This window comes from Pantoea sp. MBLJ3 (genome assembly GCF_000816655.1).
In the GTDB taxonomy this organism is placed as follows: Bacteria; Pseudomonadota; Gammaproteobacteria; order Enterobacterales; family Enterobacteriaceae; genus Pantoea; species Pantoea eucalypti.
This window is the reverse complement of record NZ_JSUT01000005.1, coordinates 1,419,943-1,437,690: the sequence shown is the minus strand read 5'-3', so window position 1 is coordinate 1,437,690 and position 17,748 is coordinate 1,419,943. Positions and strand designations below refer to the sequence as shown.

The 17,748-nt window shown below is 56.0% G+C and carries 17 protein-coding genes; 8 read left to right on the top strand and 9 right to left on the bottom strand.

The genetic code is table 11. The features are described 5' to 3' along the window. Nucleotides 1-42 precede the first annotated feature (42 nt). The 5 genes from prfA to kdsA are packed head-to-tail and all read left to right on the top strand — an operon-like array spanning nucleotide 43 to nucleotide 4,065. Nucleotides 43-1,125, top strand: coding sequence for a peptide chain release factor 1 (gene prfA / locus NP77_RS13060; protein WP_003850832.1), 1,083 nt, complete (start codon nucleotides 43-45; stop codon nucleotides 1,123-1,125). Further along, nucleotides 1,125-1,955, top strand: coding sequence for a peptide chain release factor N(5)-glutamine methyltransferase (prmC, locus tag NP77_RS13055; protein ID WP_039660399.1), 831 nt, complete (start codon nucleotides 1,125-1,127; stop codon nucleotides 1,953-1,955). Before prfA ends, prmC begins: the two co-directional genes overlap by 1 nt. A gap of 26 nt (nucleotides 1,956-1,981) precedes the next feature. Further along, the gene (locus tag NP77_RS13050; protein WP_003850837.1) at nucleotides 1,982-2,374 is read left to right on the top strand and encodes a SirB2 family protein; all 393 of its coding nucleotides are present in this window, start codon (nucleotides 1,982-1,984) and stop codon (nucleotides 2,372-2,374) included. Between the two features lies 1 nt (nucleotide 2,375). Next, nucleotides 2,376-3,185 carry an invasion regulator SirB1 gene (gene sirB1 / locus NP77_RS13045; RefSeq protein ID WP_003850839.1) on the top strand — a complete coding sequence of 270 codons (810 nt, stop codon included), beginning with the start codon at nucleotides 2,376-2,378 and terminating at the stop codon, nucleotides 3,183-3,185. A gap of 25 nt (nucleotides 3,186-3,210) precedes the next feature. Then, nucleotides 3,211-4,065: a 3-deoxy-8-phosphooctulonate synthase gene (gene kdsA, locus NP77_RS13040; RefSeq protein ID WP_003850840.1), complete on the top strand. Its 855-nt coding sequence runs from the start codon at nucleotides 3,211-3,213 to the stop codon at nucleotides 4,063-4,065. Between the two features lie 61 nt (nucleotides 4,066-4,126). Here the strand turns inward: kdsA and chaA are convergent, their stop codons facing one another. After that, the gene (chaA, locus tag NP77_RS13035; RefSeq protein WP_003850842.1) at nucleotides 4,127-5,218 is read right to left on the bottom strand and encodes a sodium-potassium/proton antiporter ChaA; all 1,092 of its coding nucleotides are present in this window, start codon (nucleotides 5,216-5,218) and stop codon (nucleotides 4,127-4,129) included. A gap of 386 nt (nucleotides 5,219-5,604) precedes the next feature. On the opposite strand from chaA, the gene chaB reads away from it, so the two are divergent. Further along, a complete protein-coding gene (chaB, locus tag NP77_RS13030; protein ID WP_003850845.1) occupies nucleotides 5,605-5,835 on the top strand; it encodes a putative cation transport regulator ChaB in 231 nt (76 codons plus the stop codon). 226 nt (nucleotides 5,836-6,061) lie between these two features. Further along, nucleotides 6,062-6,736, top strand: a complete 675-nt coding sequence (locus NP77_RS13025) for a gamma-glutamylcyclotransferase (protein ID WP_003850848.1) — start codon at nucleotides 6,062-6,064, stop codon at nucleotides 6,734-6,736. Nucleotides 6,737-6,821: 85 nt separating this feature from the next. Here NP77_RS13025 and NP77_RS13020 read toward each other — a convergent pair whose 3' ends face one another. The 8 genes from NP77_RS13020 to NP77_RS12985 all read right to left on the bottom strand — a co-directional run bounded on the left by NP77_RS13020 (nucleotide 6,822) and on the right by NP77_RS12985 (nucleotide 15,831). After that, on the bottom strand, nucleotides 6,822-8,252 hold the full coding sequence (locus tag NP77_RS13020; RefSeq protein WP_003853128.1) for a serine/threonine-protein kinase: 1,431 nt from the start codon (nucleotides 8,250-8,252) through the stop codon (nucleotides 6,822-6,824). A 44-nt stretch (nucleotides 8,253-8,296) separates the two neighbouring features. After that, the gene (locus tag NP77_RS13015) at nucleotides 8,297-9,250 is read right to left on the bottom strand and encodes a hypothetical protein (RefSeq protein ID WP_003853126.1); all 954 of its coding nucleotides are present in this window, start codon (nucleotides 9,248-9,250) and stop codon (nucleotides 8,297-8,299) included. Nucleotides 9,251-9,264: 14 nt separating this feature from the next. Continuing rightward, on the bottom strand, nucleotides 9,265-10,041 hold the full coding sequence (locus tag NP77_RS13010; protein WP_003853125.1) for a PP2C family serine/threonine-protein phosphatase: 777 nt from the start codon (nucleotides 10,039-10,041) through the stop codon (nucleotides 9,265-9,267). Further along, nucleotides 10,038-11,174 carry a type VI secretion system-associated FHA domain protein TagH gene (gene tagH / locus NP77_RS13005; protein WP_003853124.1) on the bottom strand — a complete coding sequence of 379 codons (1,137 nt, stop codon included), beginning with the start codon at nucleotides 11,172-11,174 and terminating at the stop codon, nucleotides 10,038-10,040. Before tagH ends, NP77_RS13010 begins: the two co-directional genes overlap by 4 nt. A 36-nt stretch (nucleotides 11,175-11,210) precedes the next feature. Next, nucleotides 11,211-11,909, bottom strand: coding sequence for a type VI secretion system-associated protein TagF (gene tagF / locus NP77_RS13000; RefSeq protein ID WP_003853123.1), 699 nt, complete (start codon nucleotides 11,907-11,909; stop codon nucleotides 11,211-11,213). 13 nt (nucleotides 11,910-11,922) lie between these two features. Continuing rightward, nucleotides 11,923-14,037, bottom strand: a complete 2,115-nt coding sequence (tssM, locus tag NP77_RS12995; protein WP_039660396.1) for a type VI secretion system membrane subunit TssM — start codon at nucleotides 14,035-14,037, stop codon at nucleotides 11,923-11,925. Then, the gene (icmH, locus tag NP77_RS12990) at nucleotides 14,037-15,254 is read right to left on the bottom strand and encodes a type IVB secretion system protein IcmH/DotU (RefSeq protein WP_003853120.1); all 1,218 of its coding nucleotides are present in this window, start codon (nucleotides 15,252-15,254) and stop codon (nucleotides 14,037-14,039) included. Before icmH ends, tssM begins: the two co-directional genes overlap by 1 nt. An 85-nt stretch (nucleotides 15,255-15,339) precedes the next feature. Beyond that, nucleotides 15,340-15,831: an SH3 domain-containing protein gene (locus tag NP77_RS12985; protein ID WP_181162208.1), complete on the bottom strand. Its 492-nt coding sequence runs from the start codon at nucleotides 15,829-15,831 to the stop codon at nucleotides 15,340-15,342. A gap of 487 nt (nucleotides 15,832-16,318) precedes the next feature. Between NP77_RS12985 and NP77_RS12980 the strand changes: the two genes are divergently transcribed. Continuing rightward, entirely contained in the window at nucleotides 16,319-17,533 is a 1,215-nt protein-coding gene (locus NP77_RS12980) for a nitrate regulatory protein (RefSeq protein WP_039660394.1), read from the top strand. Nucleotides 17,534-17,748 lie beyond the last annotated feature (215 nt).

The window sequence follows — 17,748 nt, the reverse complement described above, 5'->3', positions numbered from 1 at the left end:
GTACACCGCTGTCGCCACCTGTTACGGGAATCCCACATTTAAATGAAGACCTCTATAGTTGCCAAACTGGAAGCCCTGCAGGAGCGCCACGAAGAAGTGGAAGCGATGCTGGGCGATGCTGGCGTGATCGCCGATCAGGAGCGTTTCCGTGCGCTGTCACGCGAATATGCCCAACTGACCGATGTGACCCGTTGCTTCCGCGACTGGCAGCAGGTACAGGAAGATATCGAAACGGCGCAGCAGATGCTCGACGACCCTGAAATGCGTGATATGGCGCAGGAAGAGTTGCAGGAAGCGCGTGAGAAAAACGACGTGCTGGAGCAGCAGTTGCAGGTTCTGTTACTGCCGAAAGATCCCGATGATGAGCGCGCCTGCTTTATTGAAGTGCGCGCCGGCACCGGCGGCGACGAAGCCGCGATCTTCGCCGGCGATCTGTTCCGTATGTACAGCCGCTATGCCGAAGCGCGTCGCTGGCGCGTGGAGATCATCAGCGCCAACGAAGGCGAGCATGGCGGTTACAAAGAAGTCATTGCTCGCGTGACCGGCGACGGTGCCTATGGGCGCCTGAAGTTTGAGTCAGGCGGCCACCGTGTGCAGCGTGTACCGGAGACCGAATCTCAGGGCCGTATTCATACCTCAGCCTGTACCGTTGCCGTGATGCCGGAAATTCCGGAAGCAGAACTGCCGGAGATCAATGCCGGTGACCTGAAAATCGATACTTTCCGTTCTTCTGGTGCAGGCGGTCAGCACGTTAACACCACCGACTCCGCGATTCGTATTACCCACCTGCCCACCGGCATCGTGGTGGAGTGTCAGGATGAACGTTCACAGCATAAAAACAAAGCCAAAGCGCTGGCGGTGCTGGGTTCGCGTATTCACGCGGCAGAGATGGCCCGCCGTCACGCTGCCGAAGCCAGTACCCGCCGCAACCTGCTGGGCAGCGGCGACCGCTCTGACCGCAACCGTACCTATAACTTCCCGCAGGGCCGCGTGACCGATCACCGTATCAACCTGACGATCTACCGTCTGGATGAAGTGATGGAAGGCAAACTTGACAGCCTGATCGAGCCGATTGTGCAGGAATACCAGGCGGATCAGCTGGCGGCGCTGGCTGGTCAGGATTAATGGATTTTCGTCACTGGCTGAAACAGGCGGTTGCCACGCTGTATGGTGGTGACAGCCCGAAGCGTGACGCAGAGATCCTGTTGGGTTACGTGACCGGCAAGTCACGCAGCTGGTTAATTGCCTTTGATGAAACGGTGCTCAGCGATGAACAGCTGGCGCAGCTGAATAGCCTGCTGGCGCGTCGTGCCCGGGGCGAACCGGTAGCGCATCTGGTGGGCGAGCGCGAGTTCTGGTCGCTGCCCTTACGCGTCACTGATGCCACGCTGATTCCGCGTCCGGATACCGAACTGCTGGTTGAACAGGCGCTGGCGCATCTGCCTGCGACACCTTCGACCATTCTGGATATGGGCACCGGCACCGGAGCGATTGCGCTGGCACTGGCCAGCGAGCGCCCCGACTGTCAGGTGACCGGCGTGGATCGCATTCAGGCCGCCGTTGAGCTGGCAGGCAGTAATGCGCAGCAGCTCAGCCTCAGCAACACTCGCTTTCTGCTCAGTCACTGGTTCCAGGCTCTCACGCCGCAGCGCTTTAGTCTCATCGTCAGCAATCCGCCCTATATTGATGCCAGCGATAGTCATCTGGAGCAGGGTGACGTGCGTTTCGAACCGCGCAGCGCGCTGGTGGCCGATGAGGCGGGACTGGCGGATCTGCGCACGCTGATCGAGCAGGCACCTGCGTGGCTGCTACCCGGCGGCTGGCTGCTGCTGGAGCATGGCTGGCAGCAGGGCGAAGCGGTGGCTACGCTGATGCGGCAGAATGGCTATCACGCCGTTGAAACCGTCAACGATTACGGTGGCAATCCACGAGTCACCTTAGGTCAGTTCCCCTAATAAAAGCGCTTTAAAAAGGATTTATAATGGTCGCCTTTTATCCTCTGATTAAAAATCTGCACATCTTAACCGTCGTGCTGACCGTGACGCTGTTCCTGCTGCGGTTTTACTGGCTGCGCTGTGGTTCGGCAATGATGACGAAACGCTGGGTCCGCATTCTGCCGCACATTAATGACACGCTGTTACTGGTGACCGGCGTCTCGCTGGTGATGATTACTCACTTCTATCCCTTCACGCCGCAAGGAAGCTGGCTGACGGAGAAGCTTTTAGCGGTTATCATCTACATCGCCTTAGGATTTGTGGCATTGAGTCGCCGTCCACGCACTGATCGCACCCGCTGGATCGCTTTTCTGGTGGCGTTACTCGCCCTGGTGACCATCATTACGCTGGCGCTGACTAAAATGCCGTTATGGGGATAGTATGACCTCGACCGAACAATTAGATTTCAGCCAGACACCGCTGTGTGAAGCGGTGATTGGCGCTACGCTTGCCATCCGCGCCGATTTTCCGGCGTTGTCGGTGGAAGCGCAGCTTGCGGCGTTAGTCGCCGAAGCGCGTGACTATGTCAGCCACGCTGAAGATGCGGATATGCAGCTGGAAAAGCTGCTTGAGCTGTTTTATCGCCAGTGGGGATTTCGCGGCGCCAGCGGTGTCTACAAGCTTTCTGATGCGCTCTGGATCGACAATGTGCTGAAGACGCGTCAGGGCACGGCAGTGTCACTGGGCGTTATCCTGCTACATATTGCCGCCGAGCTGGAACTGCCGCTGATGCCGGTGATTTTCCCGACGCAGTTGATTCTGCGTGCGGACTGGATTGATGGCGACAAGTGGATGATCAATCCGTTCAATGGAGAAACCCTTGACCGGCACACGCTGGAAGTGTGGCTCAAAGGCAACATCAGCCCGACCGCGCGTCTGTATGATGATGACCTCGACGAAGCGAAGACCGTCACCGTGATGCGCAAAATGCTCGACACGCTTAAAGCGGCATTGATGGAAGAGCAGAAGATGGAACTGGCACTGAACGTCAGTCAGGTGCTGTTGCGTATTGATCCGGATGATCCCTATGAAATTCGCGACCGCGGTTTGATCTACGCGCAGCTGGAGTGCGAACATATCGCGCTGAATGATTTAACTTACTTCGTTGAGCAGTGTCCTGAAGACCCGGTCAGCGAAATGATCAAAGTTCAGATTCACGCAATCGAACAAAAACAGGTCACGCTGCACTAAGCGGACCCACTGAAAAGGAAAGGGCATGACACAGAAAGTCGTGAGTATTGGCGATATCAACGTCGCAAACGATCTGCCATTTGTACTGTTTGGCGGGATGAACGTGCTGGAGTCACGCGACCTGGCGATGCGCATCTGCGAACACTACGTCAACGTGACCACGAAACTCGGTATCCCTTACGTCTTTAAGGCGTCGTTTGATAAAGCGAACCGCTCCTCAATTCACTCTTATCGTGGCCCGGGCCTGGAAGAAGGGATGAAGATTTTCCAGGAGCTGAAGCAGACTTTTGGCGTGAAGATCATCACCGATGTTCATGAAGCGTCACAGGCGCAGCCAGTGTCTGAAGTGGTGGATGTGATTCAGTTGCCAGCTTTCCTGGCGCGTCAGACTGATCTGGTAGAAGCGATGGCAAAAACCGGCGCAGTTATCAACGTTAAGAAGCCGCAGTTTGTCAGCCCGGGTCAGATGGGCAACATCGTTGATAAGTTCGCTGAAGGTGGCAACGAGCAGGTTATCCTGTGCGATCGCGGCAGCAACTTTGGCTATGACAATCTGGTTGTCGATATGCTCGGCTTTAACGTGATGAAGAAAGTCACCAAAAACAGCCCGGTGATTTTCGATGTGACCCATGCGCTGCAGACGCGCGATCCGTTCGGTGCAGCATCAGGCGGTCGTCGTGCTCAGGTGGCTGAGCTGGCGCGTGCCGGCATGGCGGTCGGCATTGCCGGTCTGTTTATCGAAGCGCATCCGGATCCGGAACATGCCCTGTGTGATGGCCCATCCGCGTTGCCGCTGGATAAGCTGGAGCCATTCCTGGTGCAGATGAAAGCGATTGACGATCTGGTGAAAAGCTTCCCGGAACTCGATACCAGCAAATAAGTTTGCTGAAAAAAAAAAGAGCGATTACTCGCTCTTTTTTTTCGTCTGAAGCCCGCTGCCGTTACAGCATGATGGTCATCAGATATCCGATAAACAACGCCAGATGGGCGGCACCATTCAATACATTGGTGCGTCCGGTCGAGAAGGAGAGCTGACAGAGAATCAGCGACGCCATCATAATCACCATCTGTGGCGGCTCCAGACCGAATATCAGCTCCTGTCCGGTCAGGGTGGCGATAATGGTTACTGCCGGTACCGTCAGGGAGATAGTCGCCAGCACCGAACCAAAGAACAGGTTCATGGCGCGCTGTACCTGATTCATCAGCACAGCCTTAATTGCGCCGAGCCCTTCCGGCGAGAGGATAAGCAACGCCACCAGGAAGCCGGTAAACTGTGCCGGTGCATTCAGGTCTGTCAGCAGGCTTTCCAGCGTATTGGCGTTCATCTTGGTCACGGCAATGACCGCAATCAAATGCACGATCAGCCAGATAGTGTGCCAGACGCTGCTGTGCGCCGAAGGTTTGCCATGATGCGGATCCCCATCATCACTCTCATCTTCATGCTCATAAACAAACAGGCTCTGGTGGGTTTTGGTCTGAATCAGCAGGAAAACGCCATACATTGCGGCTGAGATCGCCGCGATGAGCAGGGCCTGGGTGACGGAGAAATTACCGCCCGGCAGCGCGTTAGGAAATACCAGCACCAGAATCGCGAGGGGAAAGATAGCGATCAGATATTGTTTCACGCCCGCCAGATTGACGTACTGCGTCGCAAACTTATTACCACCCAGCAGCAGCGCAAAGCCGACCAGCCCGCCGGTCACAATCATCACAATCGAATAAAGCGTATCGCGCATCAGGCCGGGTGCGGCATCGCCTGTCGCCATCAGCGCCGAGATCAGACTCACTTCCAGAATGACGACAGAGAGGCTCAGAATCAGTGAGCCATAGGGTTCGCCCAGCCGGTGGGCCAGCACATCTGCATGTCTCACCACGCTAAACGCGCTGCTCAGAATGGCAATCAATGCCACTAAGTTGATACCGACGACAACGGGAAATGCGGTGTTAGCACCAAAAAAATAGAGTATACCCAGCGTGATAAGGGGAAATATCAGCGAGAATTCCTTGTGACGAGTTTTTTCATGTGAAGGCATTCACCATCCTCTCTGGTTAATGATTATCCGGACACAGCGGGGGCTGCTGTTAGAAATATAATCAGTTTTAGGGCAGTGCGCAGTTTATCTTTTCACCGGCCCTGACAGGAGAAATTTACTGGTTTTTACTTAACTGCAATAACCTTTTGAAATGATATTAACCTGATGTTATCTGGAATATTGCAATATTAATCAGGATACAACAAGTTTGACCTATGCACCTATCCTGACGATATATGTCACAAAAATGGCATTTTAATCTAAATTTCAGGGATGGGCTCATATTTTTAAACTGAAGTGACGATAAGTACAGGTTTGCGTTTTTTTACTGTTGCGCCAGGCTTAACCAGAAACACTAAACCGCGACGATAAACAGAGGAAAAATTATGCCTTACGATAAACGAACCGACTTACCCGACAACGTTAAGCACGTGCTTCCTGCGCATGCGCAGGATATCTATCAGCAGGCATTTAACAGTGCGTGGGATCAATATAAAGAGGCGGAAGATCGACGCGGCGATGATTCGCGGGAAGAAGTGGCGCATAAGGTCGCCTGGTCAGCCGTGAAAAAAGAGTATGAAAAAGGGAATGACGATAAGTGGCATCCTAAAGCGTAATCGCCTTGCTAGTCTGTTCACGTCAAAGGGCCAGGATTATCCAGCCCTTTTTTTCGACTTCGCTATCAGGTTTATCTGGTTTTTTTTAACCTGCGACCGGAATCACGCTTGAAACCCCGCGCGTAAATAGATTAATGTCAATTTAATGAACGAAACGCAGCGCCGTTTTGGAGATCATGTTACAGGAGCACTTTCGCAGGACGCCGATGACGTTGAGGAGGTCGCATTGCTTACCCGGGAATTTCTATTAAAAGCGGATTGTAAAACATCATTCGGGGATATCGATGAGACGCTACTCTGGAGTTGCGAGCAGCGCGCCGCCTCGCTGGCCGCCACGCTGGCCTGCCGTCCCGATCACAGCCCTGTCTGGATCTTTGGTTACGGCTCACTGATGTGGAACCCGATTTTTGAGGCGGATGAAGTTGCATCCGGTTCGCTGGAGGGCTGGCATCGTGCTTTCTGCCTGCGGCTGATCGCGGGACGTGGCACTGCCACGCATCCGGGGCGCATGCTGGCGCTGAAACAGGGTGGCCGCACAACCGGACTGGCATTTCGTCTGCCGGAAGCGCGCTTACATGAAGAGCTGGCGCTGCTGTGGAAGCGTGAGATGATCACCGGCTGCTATTTACCGACCTGGTGCGAATTACAGCTGGAGGATGGCCGCAGCGTGACTGCGCTGACCTTTATTATGGATCCACGTCATCCGCTTTATGAATCGGACTCCTGCCCGGAGGCGATTGCGCCGCTCATTGCTGCGGCCAGCGGCCCGCTGGGTTCGAATGCGCAGTATCTGTTTGCACTGGAAGAGGAACTCACCCGTCGTGGCATGGAGGAAGAGAGCCTGAGCCGGCTGGCGCATCAGGTGCGGACGCTGCAGCAATCCTGTCTCAAACAGGCCTGAATCAGGCCACAGGCGAATCAGCAGCGCAGAAGCCGCATAGAAAAGGGCGCGACACTGTCGCGCCCTTTTACGATCGATCCGGGGATTACTTGCCCGGATTGATAAGCCAGGTTCCAGGCTTATCAATGGTCAGGGATTGGGTATGCGTCTCACTGCCATTTTGAACGTCTATTTTGTACTGCCCGGCCGCCAGATTCAGCGCGGCAAATCCGCTGCTGCCAGGCTTCACCTCGACCTGCTGTCCGTTGAGCACTACGCTTTCACCGCTTTCCAGCTTCAGATAGACCGTCGCCAGCGCGGCAGGAACGGCTGCGGCTGGCGGCGTCGATGCAGGTGCCGGATGCGTCACGGCTGAGCTGTTGCTGACCACATCTGGCATTGCCGTGTGGCGATTAGCCAGCCAGATGGCGACGACCACCGCCAGGATAGCCACGGCCGCCAGGCTCAGCAAGACAGGTGACAATTTGCGCACCGCACGCGGGGTAACAGGCTCCGCTGCGGCGGCTGCATGATTCATCGCCATCACAACCGGCGGAGCCGCCTCAACGACCTCTTCGATCGGCATAACCGGCGGCTCGCCCGGCACCGGGAAACTGTTGACCACGGCCTCAACATCACTGACCGGCAGATCGATCAGTGCGGCAAAGGCGTCGATGGTTTGCGGGCGATCACCAGGTTTCATGGCCAGCGCGCAGTCAATGGCGTGCAGCAGCGGCAGCGAGTAGCCTTCCGGCTGGCGTTCCACCAGCGGCTGATAATTATCTTCAATGCAGCGCACCACGCTCACCGGCGGGGGATTACCGGTAATCAGGCTATGCAGCACCGCGCCCAGGGCGTAGATATCCGTCCAGGGTCCCTGTTCAACTTCACCCTCTTCGCTGTACTGTTCGATGGGTGCAAAGCCAGGCTTAAGCATGATCTCCGTTTCGTCAGAGAGGTTGCCGATCTCCTTACGCGCCGAGCCGAAGTCCAGCAGTACGGGCAGCTGATTCTCCTGAAGCTGAATGTTGTCGAGGGAGATATCGCGATGCAGATAGCCAGCCTGATGAATCGTGCTGATAGCACCCAGCAGCGGCGGCAGCAGACGGCGGATCCAGGCTTCAGAAATCGACGCCGGGCTGGTAACCTGCCACTCTTTGAGCGTCATGCCACTGTAGTAGAGCGTGCCCATATAGGCCGTGCCGTTCTGCTCCCAGAAGCGCAGCACGTGCAGCAGTCCCGGATGATTAAATCGGGCCAGCAGACGCGCCTCCTGAATAAAGCTGTTCAGTCCGGCATTAAACAGTTTCTGAAAACGCTCTCCGCGCAGTTCCAGTGACAAATCGGCGGCACGAACCGCCAGCGACACCGGCATATACTCTTTTATAGCAATTGTGCGTTCGAGCTGGTGATCCCAGGCGCGATAGACAATGCCGAAGCCACCGCCTCCGATGACTTCCTTGATCTCAAACTCATTAAAACGGTAGCCGTCAGGCAGGGCATTCGGAACAGTTTTCGTATTATCATTTGCCGACATAGTGAACTCTCTGTACACGGCCTGATTGCCAGGCTGCGCGGTAATTAATTGATGTTACGCCAGGCACCAATGGCAGGATCAACCAGATCCGCGTGCAGGGTGTCGATAAGTAACACATTCACTTTTTGCTGTGGCATGAAATAGGGCGCCCACTGGCTGCGCAAGGTATCGACTCGCGATTTCACCGCGTCAGCATTCTGCTGCGCAGCATTCTTATCCATTTTAATCAACAGTGCGCCATTGAAGCGCCAGACATGTTGTCGTGCATCAAAGGGCAGGACCAGCCAGCTATCTGAGGCGTCCGGGCGGGTCACAATCATGCGCTGATTATTAGCGGCGATGACCTCAAGCTTGCTGTCCGGAATCGCCAGGTTGGCGATGGGATAGCCCTGATAGAAGGTGACAGCGACCGGTGTGGGATGTTCCGGGGTCACCAGCGTCAGCTCACTCTTGCCCTCAGCCCAGCCATCCGGCGAGCAGTGCTGCTTACTGACGTCCGGTATAAACAGCGTCTGAGCATTTTCATTCCAGGCGGTGCGGAAGTGACAGCCGCTGGGGAGATCAAAATGTTGCAGCGGCGTGCTATTGGCAGGCCGTGACAGGTCAAGTGGTGCGGCGTTGCTGTCACTGGCGCTAACGGTGGCATCCGCCATCACAATAGGGCGCCAGTTCTGCAACTTGCTTGCGCTGCCGCTGGCCATGACGCCACCTTCTTTGTTGGTCATCTGCCAGGGCAGTTCATCCAGTAATCCGCACTGATTGGCGAGCAGGGTGCCGACGCGCGGTAAAAAGGTGGTCAGCACGGCGGAATCCTTACTTTTACCGGAGACGATGCGCAGCGGCAGCGTCTCTTTACACCAGTCGTCGGGCGCTTTGCTCACCACATTATCGATGTAGACCTCCAGCGCCAGGCTGGGGGAGTAGACCACCCGATAATTTTCAGCCTGGGCATTAAAGGCAATCAGCAGGGTGATGATGCCGGGCAACCACAGTTTCATAAGGATCCTTGGAATCAAAAACGAGGCGGCAGAAAGCGCGCCGAATCAGCCAGTGAATAAAGCAATGTTGCTTCTTCCGGCTCACCAATCCAGACCGCCAGTGCGCTGAGATTATCTTTCTTCACGTTGCGGCTCACCGCCTGTTCCATCAAAGCCAGCCACTCTTCACACGCATTCACCATGCGCAGCGCCTGTTCCATTTCATCACTGGTCAGATTCAGCCAGAAGCCGTCGGTACAGACCAGAAAAGCATCGCCATCTTCCAGCGCAATCTCTTCTGAAAAGCTCACTAAGCGAGACGGCTCAGCGCCGAGCGCATTATAGAGTAAATTACTGTTAATGCCGGTATTTTCATAGCCTGCATCTTTCAGTTGCTGGGCCAGACTGTGATCGCGGGTGACCTCATGAAGCGCGCCGCGGCGGAAGTGGTAAACCCGGCTGTCACCCGCATGCGCCCACCATGCACGTTGTTTATGGCGGTCAATAAACAGGGCCGCCAGCGTCGTACTCATGCGTGAATATTTCGGATTTTTACCCTGTGCCTCGTGCAGCGCCAGGCGGCACTGCTCAATCGCCTGACGGGTCATTTCCGGCGTAAAACCGTCATGCGCCTCTATCTGGCTGAGCAGGGTGTCGCGCACCAGCTGCGCCGCGATCTCCCCGCCAGGCAAACCGGCTACGCCATCGCAGACCACAAAACAGGCTTTATGCTCATCCAGCGCTGTGCCGGTGCGATCCTGATTTTCATCGCGTAAGCCCTGCTGGCAGCGGCTGGCAAAAACAATTTTCATGTTTCATCTACCCGCGTCTGCGAGTCCTTGTACTGATTCACCTCCATGTCATAGGCATGAAGAAAGGCCTCGCCAAACAGCGTGTGGAAATCATCTTCAATCTCCCCGGCAGTTCGCTGGTAATTACGCATGAAGTAGTCCCACAGCGCCGCCTTTTTGACGGTGGAAAATGGCAGCTTTGATACCACGCCATCGGCACGCGCCTGCTCTTCCAGACGCTGTGGATTAAAGGATTGCAGCATTGCCGCAATAATGGCGCGGATACCGGCAATCATGCCCAGCTGGTGGGCCTGCAAATCGACCAGTGCATCACGTACTGCCTGTTCCGGCGGCATAAAACCGGGCATCTGGCTCTGGTACATCTGCATCAATACAGTTTTACCGGAGGGCAGGATCTTGAACGGATTATTGGCTTCGTTCAGGATCATCGTCATGTCTGCTTTTACGCCACGCTTGAGAATGGATCGCGACGAGAGCAGTGCCACGGTGCCCTGAGAAAACAGGCTCAGCATCCGGCCAGTAATCCGCATCTGCTCTTCGTCAATCGGTGTGGCATGCACATTGCTGAGCCCCATGCCGTCCAGCAGTGCGGCGATGAGCCGATCCTGATCCACCGGCTGTGTCATGAACGCTTTCTGCGGCTCACTGGCCTGCGGATCGATGGCCAGACGCGCATCGTTGTGGCGCTCGTGGCGTAAAGGAGGAGAATCGTTGACCAGCAGCCGATCCTCAACTTCATGATGTTCGTGAATGCCCAGCGGGTTTGCAGGCTCGGCGCTGTCGCCAGCAAACAGCGCCAGGGGATCGTTTCGCGCGTCATTGCAGGCGGGATCACGCACTTCCAGGGCATAGTCACCGATGCGCAACGCATCGCCATGCTTCAGAAGCACCTGCATGCCGCGCCCCAGGGCGATGCCGTTATGTTCTACCGGCGTCACGCTGCCCTGATTGGTCAGGCGACACTCTCCGTCATGTGACAGGTGAACCAGTGCCTGCAGACGCGAAATAGCCCGCGTCTCATCAGGCAGCACCAGATCGTTGTCCTGACTGCGGCCAATGGTGCCCCCAGGCGGTTGAAACGCAACGCTTTTGACCGGAAAATCCGCGGTGCTTTGCACAATGGTAAATTGCATGAGTTATCCCAGATTAAACAGCAAACGCATCCGGCCTCACTCGAACATCGGAGGATAGAGGCCATTACGTCCCGGCAGTGAACCTGCCGCCGGGTTGAACAGTAACGAAAACAGTTGCGCAGTGAGATTGCCGCTGTGCTTGTGGGTCGCATGGACAAACCCATCACTACGATTACTCCACCAGTAGCTCATGTGCTGCTGAGGGTCAAAGCGTTCAGCCACTTCACGCCAGCTCAGCGTGCAGGGCAGATCCTGAAAGCCGAGCACATCCATAATTTCAGAAGGCTTTCTGGCGGGAACCAGCAGCGGCGGCAATGCCTGAATCTGCTGCTCTAACTGCTCACCATCCAGCGGGGTCTGAACAGCCTGTAACAGCGTCGCGCCCAGATCCTGAAACCAGTCACCAGAGATGGTCAGTTGGGCCGGATGCCACTGCGCCAGTGAAAAGCTGTGCAGTGCCAGAAGCGGCCAGGCGCGTCCAACACGGTCACAGGAGGGCAGTAAACAGCCCATCTGTATCTGGGGTCGGGTCGCGGTCACCGGCAGGACAAAATTCCACACTGGCGCGTGAAGGAAGTTCGCGCTACTGGACCACGCCTGCTGATGCCAGTGCATCAATCCCTGCTGGAACCAGTGATTCCAGGGGCTAATCTGTTGCTCGCTCAGCCGACGGTGCAAAAAGTCACCGGTCGATGGCAGTTTGCCATACCAGCCGGGGGCGATGTAAGCAGCCATATTCACCTCACCGTTACTCGCTTTGCGAGTGTGATGGCGGGGCCTGGTGCAGCGGCGTAACCGCCAGCATGTCACCTTTCTGGCCCGCAATGTTCAGATTCTCCGCCAGCTTACGCATCATTAATGCATTATCCCGTGCATAAGGCGATGACTGAATCTGTTGGTCCAGCAACTGGCTCAGGTGCCAGTCGAGTTGCTGCAGATCGCGGGCGCTTACTGTGTCGGGCAGTGAACGCTGTAAATTTTGCAGCAGCCAGGCCCGCAAAAATTCGCCATCGTAGTTTCGCGGCTGATAAAGCATCTGATAGGCGCGCAGCGCATTGCGGCTGTAAGCGTTATCATCACCGGGATCGTTACGCAGAATGTTAGTGATCTGCTGTGCTACCCGCGGCAGCAATAAAGACTTAAGCGCATTTTGATAAAGCACCCAGGCGGCATCGCTGACCTGGCTACCGCGATATAAACCCGCCCGCATGGTAAGCGGTGGATTATCGAGAGAAAAACGTTCTGAGAGCGGTAGCTTTACCAGGTTGTTCAGAAAGGGTAGCAGATCAAAAATATTATCAGCAGGCTGATGAATCACCTGCTGACTCTGCTCGCGTATCGCCGGTACCCGCGCGGCAACCTGTTGCAGATAATGTTGATTCTGATAGTAGCTGAAGCCCCAAAGGCTGGAGGCGATCAGAAGTGCGCCGGCCAGTACGCCATAGCCAATCCAGTGGAACAGCTGATTACGGTACTCCCAGCGACGATTACTGCCCGCCAGACCGCTTTCTTTGAAAATCAGATCGCTGAGCAGGTCACGAATAAAGAAGCTCTGGCCTTTGTTGCCGGGAATCGGACTGTTGCGGTTAACACTGTCCCAGGCCGCAATGGAGTGATCGCCCGCCTGACGTAACTGCAGTTTGCGGCTCAGTTCTCCCATCACCCGGTCAAACGGCAGGCCTTCCTGCGTGCCACTGGTGAAAAACAGGCCACGCGGGCTCCAGGCGACCGCATCCTGATGCTCAGAAAAAACGATATCCAGATATTCGTTCAGGAGTGGACGCAGTGAGGCAAACTCCTGCGGGAAGAGGAAGCACTCTGCACGCGCGTTCAGATCGCGCTCCTGGGTCATCTGTCCTGACAGATGCTGCTGGAGATTCTCTTCCAGCCGCTGGAACTGCTCGCCAAAATTGCGGTGCCAGTCATCTTTGTGCGGCTTACCCGAATCCCAGTTAAAGGTGAAGCCCCAGATAGCGTCACGCCGCGCTTTATCCATAGAGCCAAAGTAGCTCATAAAACCTTTCAGCAGGTCGGTTTTAGTGACCATCACATAGACCGGGAAGTGAATGCCGGTCTGCTGATGCAGTTCCGCCATCCGCTCGCGCAGCGCGCTGGCCTGGGCGAAACGCGCCTCGGCGGAATCACTCAGCAGATCGGCAACGCTAATGGTCATGATGACACCGTTGATCGGCTGACGGGTGCGATAGCGTTTCAGCAGATTGATAAAGCTGTGCCACTCCGCAGCATCGCGCACGCGCTGGCTTTCCTGCAACGCATACCGTCCGGCGGTATCGATCAGCACTGCACTGTCAGTAAACCACCAGTCGCAGTTGCGGGTGCCGCCAACGCCACGAATCGCCTGCTGGCCCAGGGTGTCAGTGAGCGGAAACTCAAGACCGGCATTAAACAGCGCGGTAGTTTTACCGGCACCGGGCGCACCCATCACCAGATACCAGGGGAGCTGGTAGAGATAATTGGCGTTAAAGCGAGACAGTAAACTGCCGCTGTGACGGCGTCCAAACTGCGTGCGTTTCAGCTGCAACGCGGCTTCGCTGAAGCGCTGGTTGAGCCGCTCATCTGTCATCTGGCGCTCGGCAGGATCGTCGTTATCCGACAGCTGAAGTTGGGTCAGTAAGCGACTGTTAAACCAGGCACGATAAAGCGACGGAATGAGTTGAAACAGGATCCAGAGAAAATAGAGCGCACCTACGGTGAGCTGGCGGGGCAGAACCGGTTCCAGGGGGCGTGACTGGCCCCATGACCAGAACGGGCCGAGCATCCAGACCAGGCAGCTCAGCGCCGTAACGCCAATAAAACTCCACAGCAGGCGATGTGTTAACAGCAGGCGAAGTGAGGCGCGCATTATTGTGCTCCTTGATGATTACTGAGCGTTTCAGGCGCGGCAAACAGGGTAATTTCAACGCGACGGTTGCGGGTCCGGTTTTCGCTGCTGTCATTAGGCAGCAGCGGATCGCTATCGCCACGGCCTTCAGAGCGAACGGTATGACCGTCGTTCAGCTGAACCTGTAACAGCTGAGTGATCGTGCGGGCGCGGGCAAAGGAAAACTCATAGCTGGAGGCAAAGCGGCTGTTATCCACCGGATGATCGTCGGTAAACACCGAGACCAGGATGGTCCCTTTGACATCTTTCATCGCGTTTGAGACGCGCGCCAGCAGCGCCCGGCCCACCGGATTGATCACCGTACCTTGCTCAGCAAACAGTTTGTCCGCCGGAATAATCACTTTGCTGCCAAAGGCGCCGTCACTGACTTCAAGCTGTCCGGCCGCAATCACATCATTCAGGCGCTGACGGAGGTCCAGCAATGCCTGTGGCGAAGAGGGTCGGCGGCCCGCGGTAATTTGCGGCAGGGGGGTCTGATAGATGGCGCGCAGCAGGGGTTCGGCGGCATTGCCAAGCCGCCAGTTTAGTCCACTGTAGATCAGGCAGCCAATCAGCGCGACCAGCATGGCACAGGCCCAGAGCGGTACCATGGGACGGGCAAGAGTGCTCACCAGCGGATGAACTTCTACCAGTGGCGGTTGCGGCGTCTGGCGCTGAGCGCGCGTTTCATCAATCAGGCTTTTCAGGCGATTACGGATGCCGTCGCACTGGTTGCGACCATTTTCGCTGCCGCGATAGCGGCCCTCATAGCCCAGTAGCAGGCAGTACTGCACGACTTCCAGCAGCCAGAGATGCTGCTGCGGGCTCTGTGAAATGCGTGACAGTAGCTGAAAGAATTTTTCACCGCCCCAGCTTTCATTGTGGAAGGTGACCAGCATGCCGTTGCCAGACCAGACCCCGCGCGTGCCCCATGGGGTCTGCGCCGCGGCTTCATCCAGCGCAGTGCAGATGCAGTAACGCGCGCCGATAATCATCTCAAAAGGCAGCCCTGCCTGTTTACAGCGTTGTTCAAACTGGCGGATTTCATCGATCAGAGACTGGCGCAGACCCGCAGGGTCGTCATGTGTGGCTGCCTGACGAATTTGTACTACCGCGTTCAGTAGTGGCGCCGCAGCCTGAAGTAATAGATTCTCATTGCCTGAGGGGGGCGCCTCACGCGCAGGGGATTCCACAGTCATTAATTAGTGATCTTCCAGCCAATGGCTAATCCCTGTACCCACAGCCCGGGACGGTGCTGCAGGCAATATGCGCCGGATTTCATATTCAGTCTAAGATCCAGGTCGCGGTATCGTTAGTCCGACAGGCTTTGCTGTCACCGCCAACGGCTACGCAGACCTGCTTGGTTTTGCGGGGACGGGGACGGTCGCTCTGCACGGTCGCATCATAACGATCGCTCGCGACGCCTGCTTTTAGCGGCACATAGCCGATCAGTGGACCGTCAGCCTGGTCGGCAATGGCCAGCCAGCTGTGTTCCACATTACCCAATACTTCAAAGGGTTTACCCGTTTCGAGATAACGAACGACTTTGCCGCCGTAGTCAGGCGAGGTCATCACTGATGCACCATAGAGCGCGCGCCAGGTCTGGTTAACGGGTTCAAATTCAGTCGGTGCCGCGACAGCGTGTCGATGGACCAGTTTGACGCCGTTAATTTCGCTGGTGACCAGCGTATCGTCAGTGACGGGCGGCGGCGGGGCCTTACAGCCTGCCAGGGTAAGGACCGCCAGCAGTGTTAACGCAAGACTCTTTTTCACCATGTTCCTCGTGATCTCATCAAAGTAACTGCATGTTGCCGGACCCGATGTCATGAGGCGCTGTTTGTCGCGCCGCATCGTGCCAAAATTCTGTGTTTCAAAAAAAGGTCAGTTTACATCGGGATAGTAACGCTTTTAGTCTACCTAAGACTTTTGAGAATTCAAACCATTGCACCCACTGCCGATGCGTGATAGTGGGCACTTTACGTGCGGGTTTTGAAGCCAGAAAAGCGCCAGCAGATATGATAGTTAAAGCTAACTGAATTATCGCGGCAACAAACTGCCTGAGAACAGTGCCGCGCATTCTGACATGCAATTAATCCGATTGGAAACTATTAAGTTTTACTAATAACTTGTTGTCGAAAAATTTTATCGATTTGCGTTAAGAATATTATCAAAATCAGAATTTACGCCCTGTTCTGGTCCGCGTTTTTACCGAAAGCGGCACGCCTTTTGCTTCTCAAAGCTTTTAACCGCACAGAGGTGAGCAATGGGTAATGCCATGACATGGCTGCAGGCATCGCGTGATAGCGATATTGCCAGTCTGCAACGGTTGCTTGAGACAGGTGAGTTGATAACCGCTATCAGTGAACTGGTTCATCGACTGCAGCGGGAACGTGGCGCAAACAACCTCTGGATCTGCTCAAATGGCGCGCTCTTCAGCGCCGAACGTCACGCCCGTCAGCAGGAGGTCAGTGCCAGCCTGCAGCATTTTTACCGGGCGCTACCGCCCGCCGTTGCGCAGCCTGGCTTTAGCCGCTTTTGCAATCTGATTGCTTCGGCCCTGCAGGCGCTGGACGGATTACCCGCGCTGCGTGAGCAGATCAGCCAGCGAGAGCATGATCAGGCTGCAGCGATGTCCGCGTTTAATCAGGTTATTCGCACCTTACTTAATCTGGTCTTTGAAGCCGCCGACACGGCAAGCTATCCCGCGATTTCCCGTGCGCTTATCGCGCTGTTCAGTTTTATGCAGGGCAAAGAGCTGGCCGGGCAGGAACGGGCAATCGGAGCTGCGGGCTTTGCGGCGCGTCATTTCACACCCGATCAGCGTAGCCAGCTGGTGGCCCTGATTGCGGCCCAGGAGCAGAGTTTTGCCACTTTCCAGGAATTTGCTGACAGCGCGACCTGCGAACGCTGGCAGCCGCTGTCTCAGGCCAGCCGGGACATTGAACGTCTGCGGCGCATCGCCTGTACCGGAGGGCCCTGTGATGAGACCGGCGCACTCCACTGGTTTTCTCTGCTCTCCAGGCGGCTCGATCAGATGAAAACCCTTGAGGATGCCCTGACAGCTACGCTGATGCAGCGCTGTCGTGAAGCGATTGATCAGGCGCACCAACAGCCGATGTTCACGATGGTACAGGGCGACAGCAACTTTTCGCTTTATGTCTCCGGCGCTGACTGGCTGCATGGTGCAGCTGCGCTCAACAGTGACGGCCTTGCCCCGCAGCTCGGGCGCTCGGTGCTGTCGCTGATTGGAGAACAGTCGCAGCGTTTGCAGCAGCAGACGAATGAGCTGGCGTCAATGCGTGCCTCACTCGACGAACGTCGGGTGATCGATCAGGCCAAGCACTGGCTGATGCAGCAGCAGGGTTTCACCGAAGAGGCGGCCTGGCAGGCGCTGCGCAAAAGTGCGATGAATCAGAATAAGCGCGTACTGGAGATCGCGCAGGCGGTGCTGGCGGTAGCAAACACCCTGAACACCTAACCCGGATGAGGTAGCTGCACAGCGTTTGTGCGTGATCTGCGTCAGAAATGTGCAAAAACGGTTAATTTATCACCAGCTCACCCCCGCAGATCGGCATTCACGCGGCTTCGGCGATCTGGCACACCCTTTGCTTTAACCTTACAGAGAGTACGCATTGCTCCCGCCAATGGCGGTGGGGTCAGTGCTTTGGATAAAGGCGTCCATCCGCAGGCTTC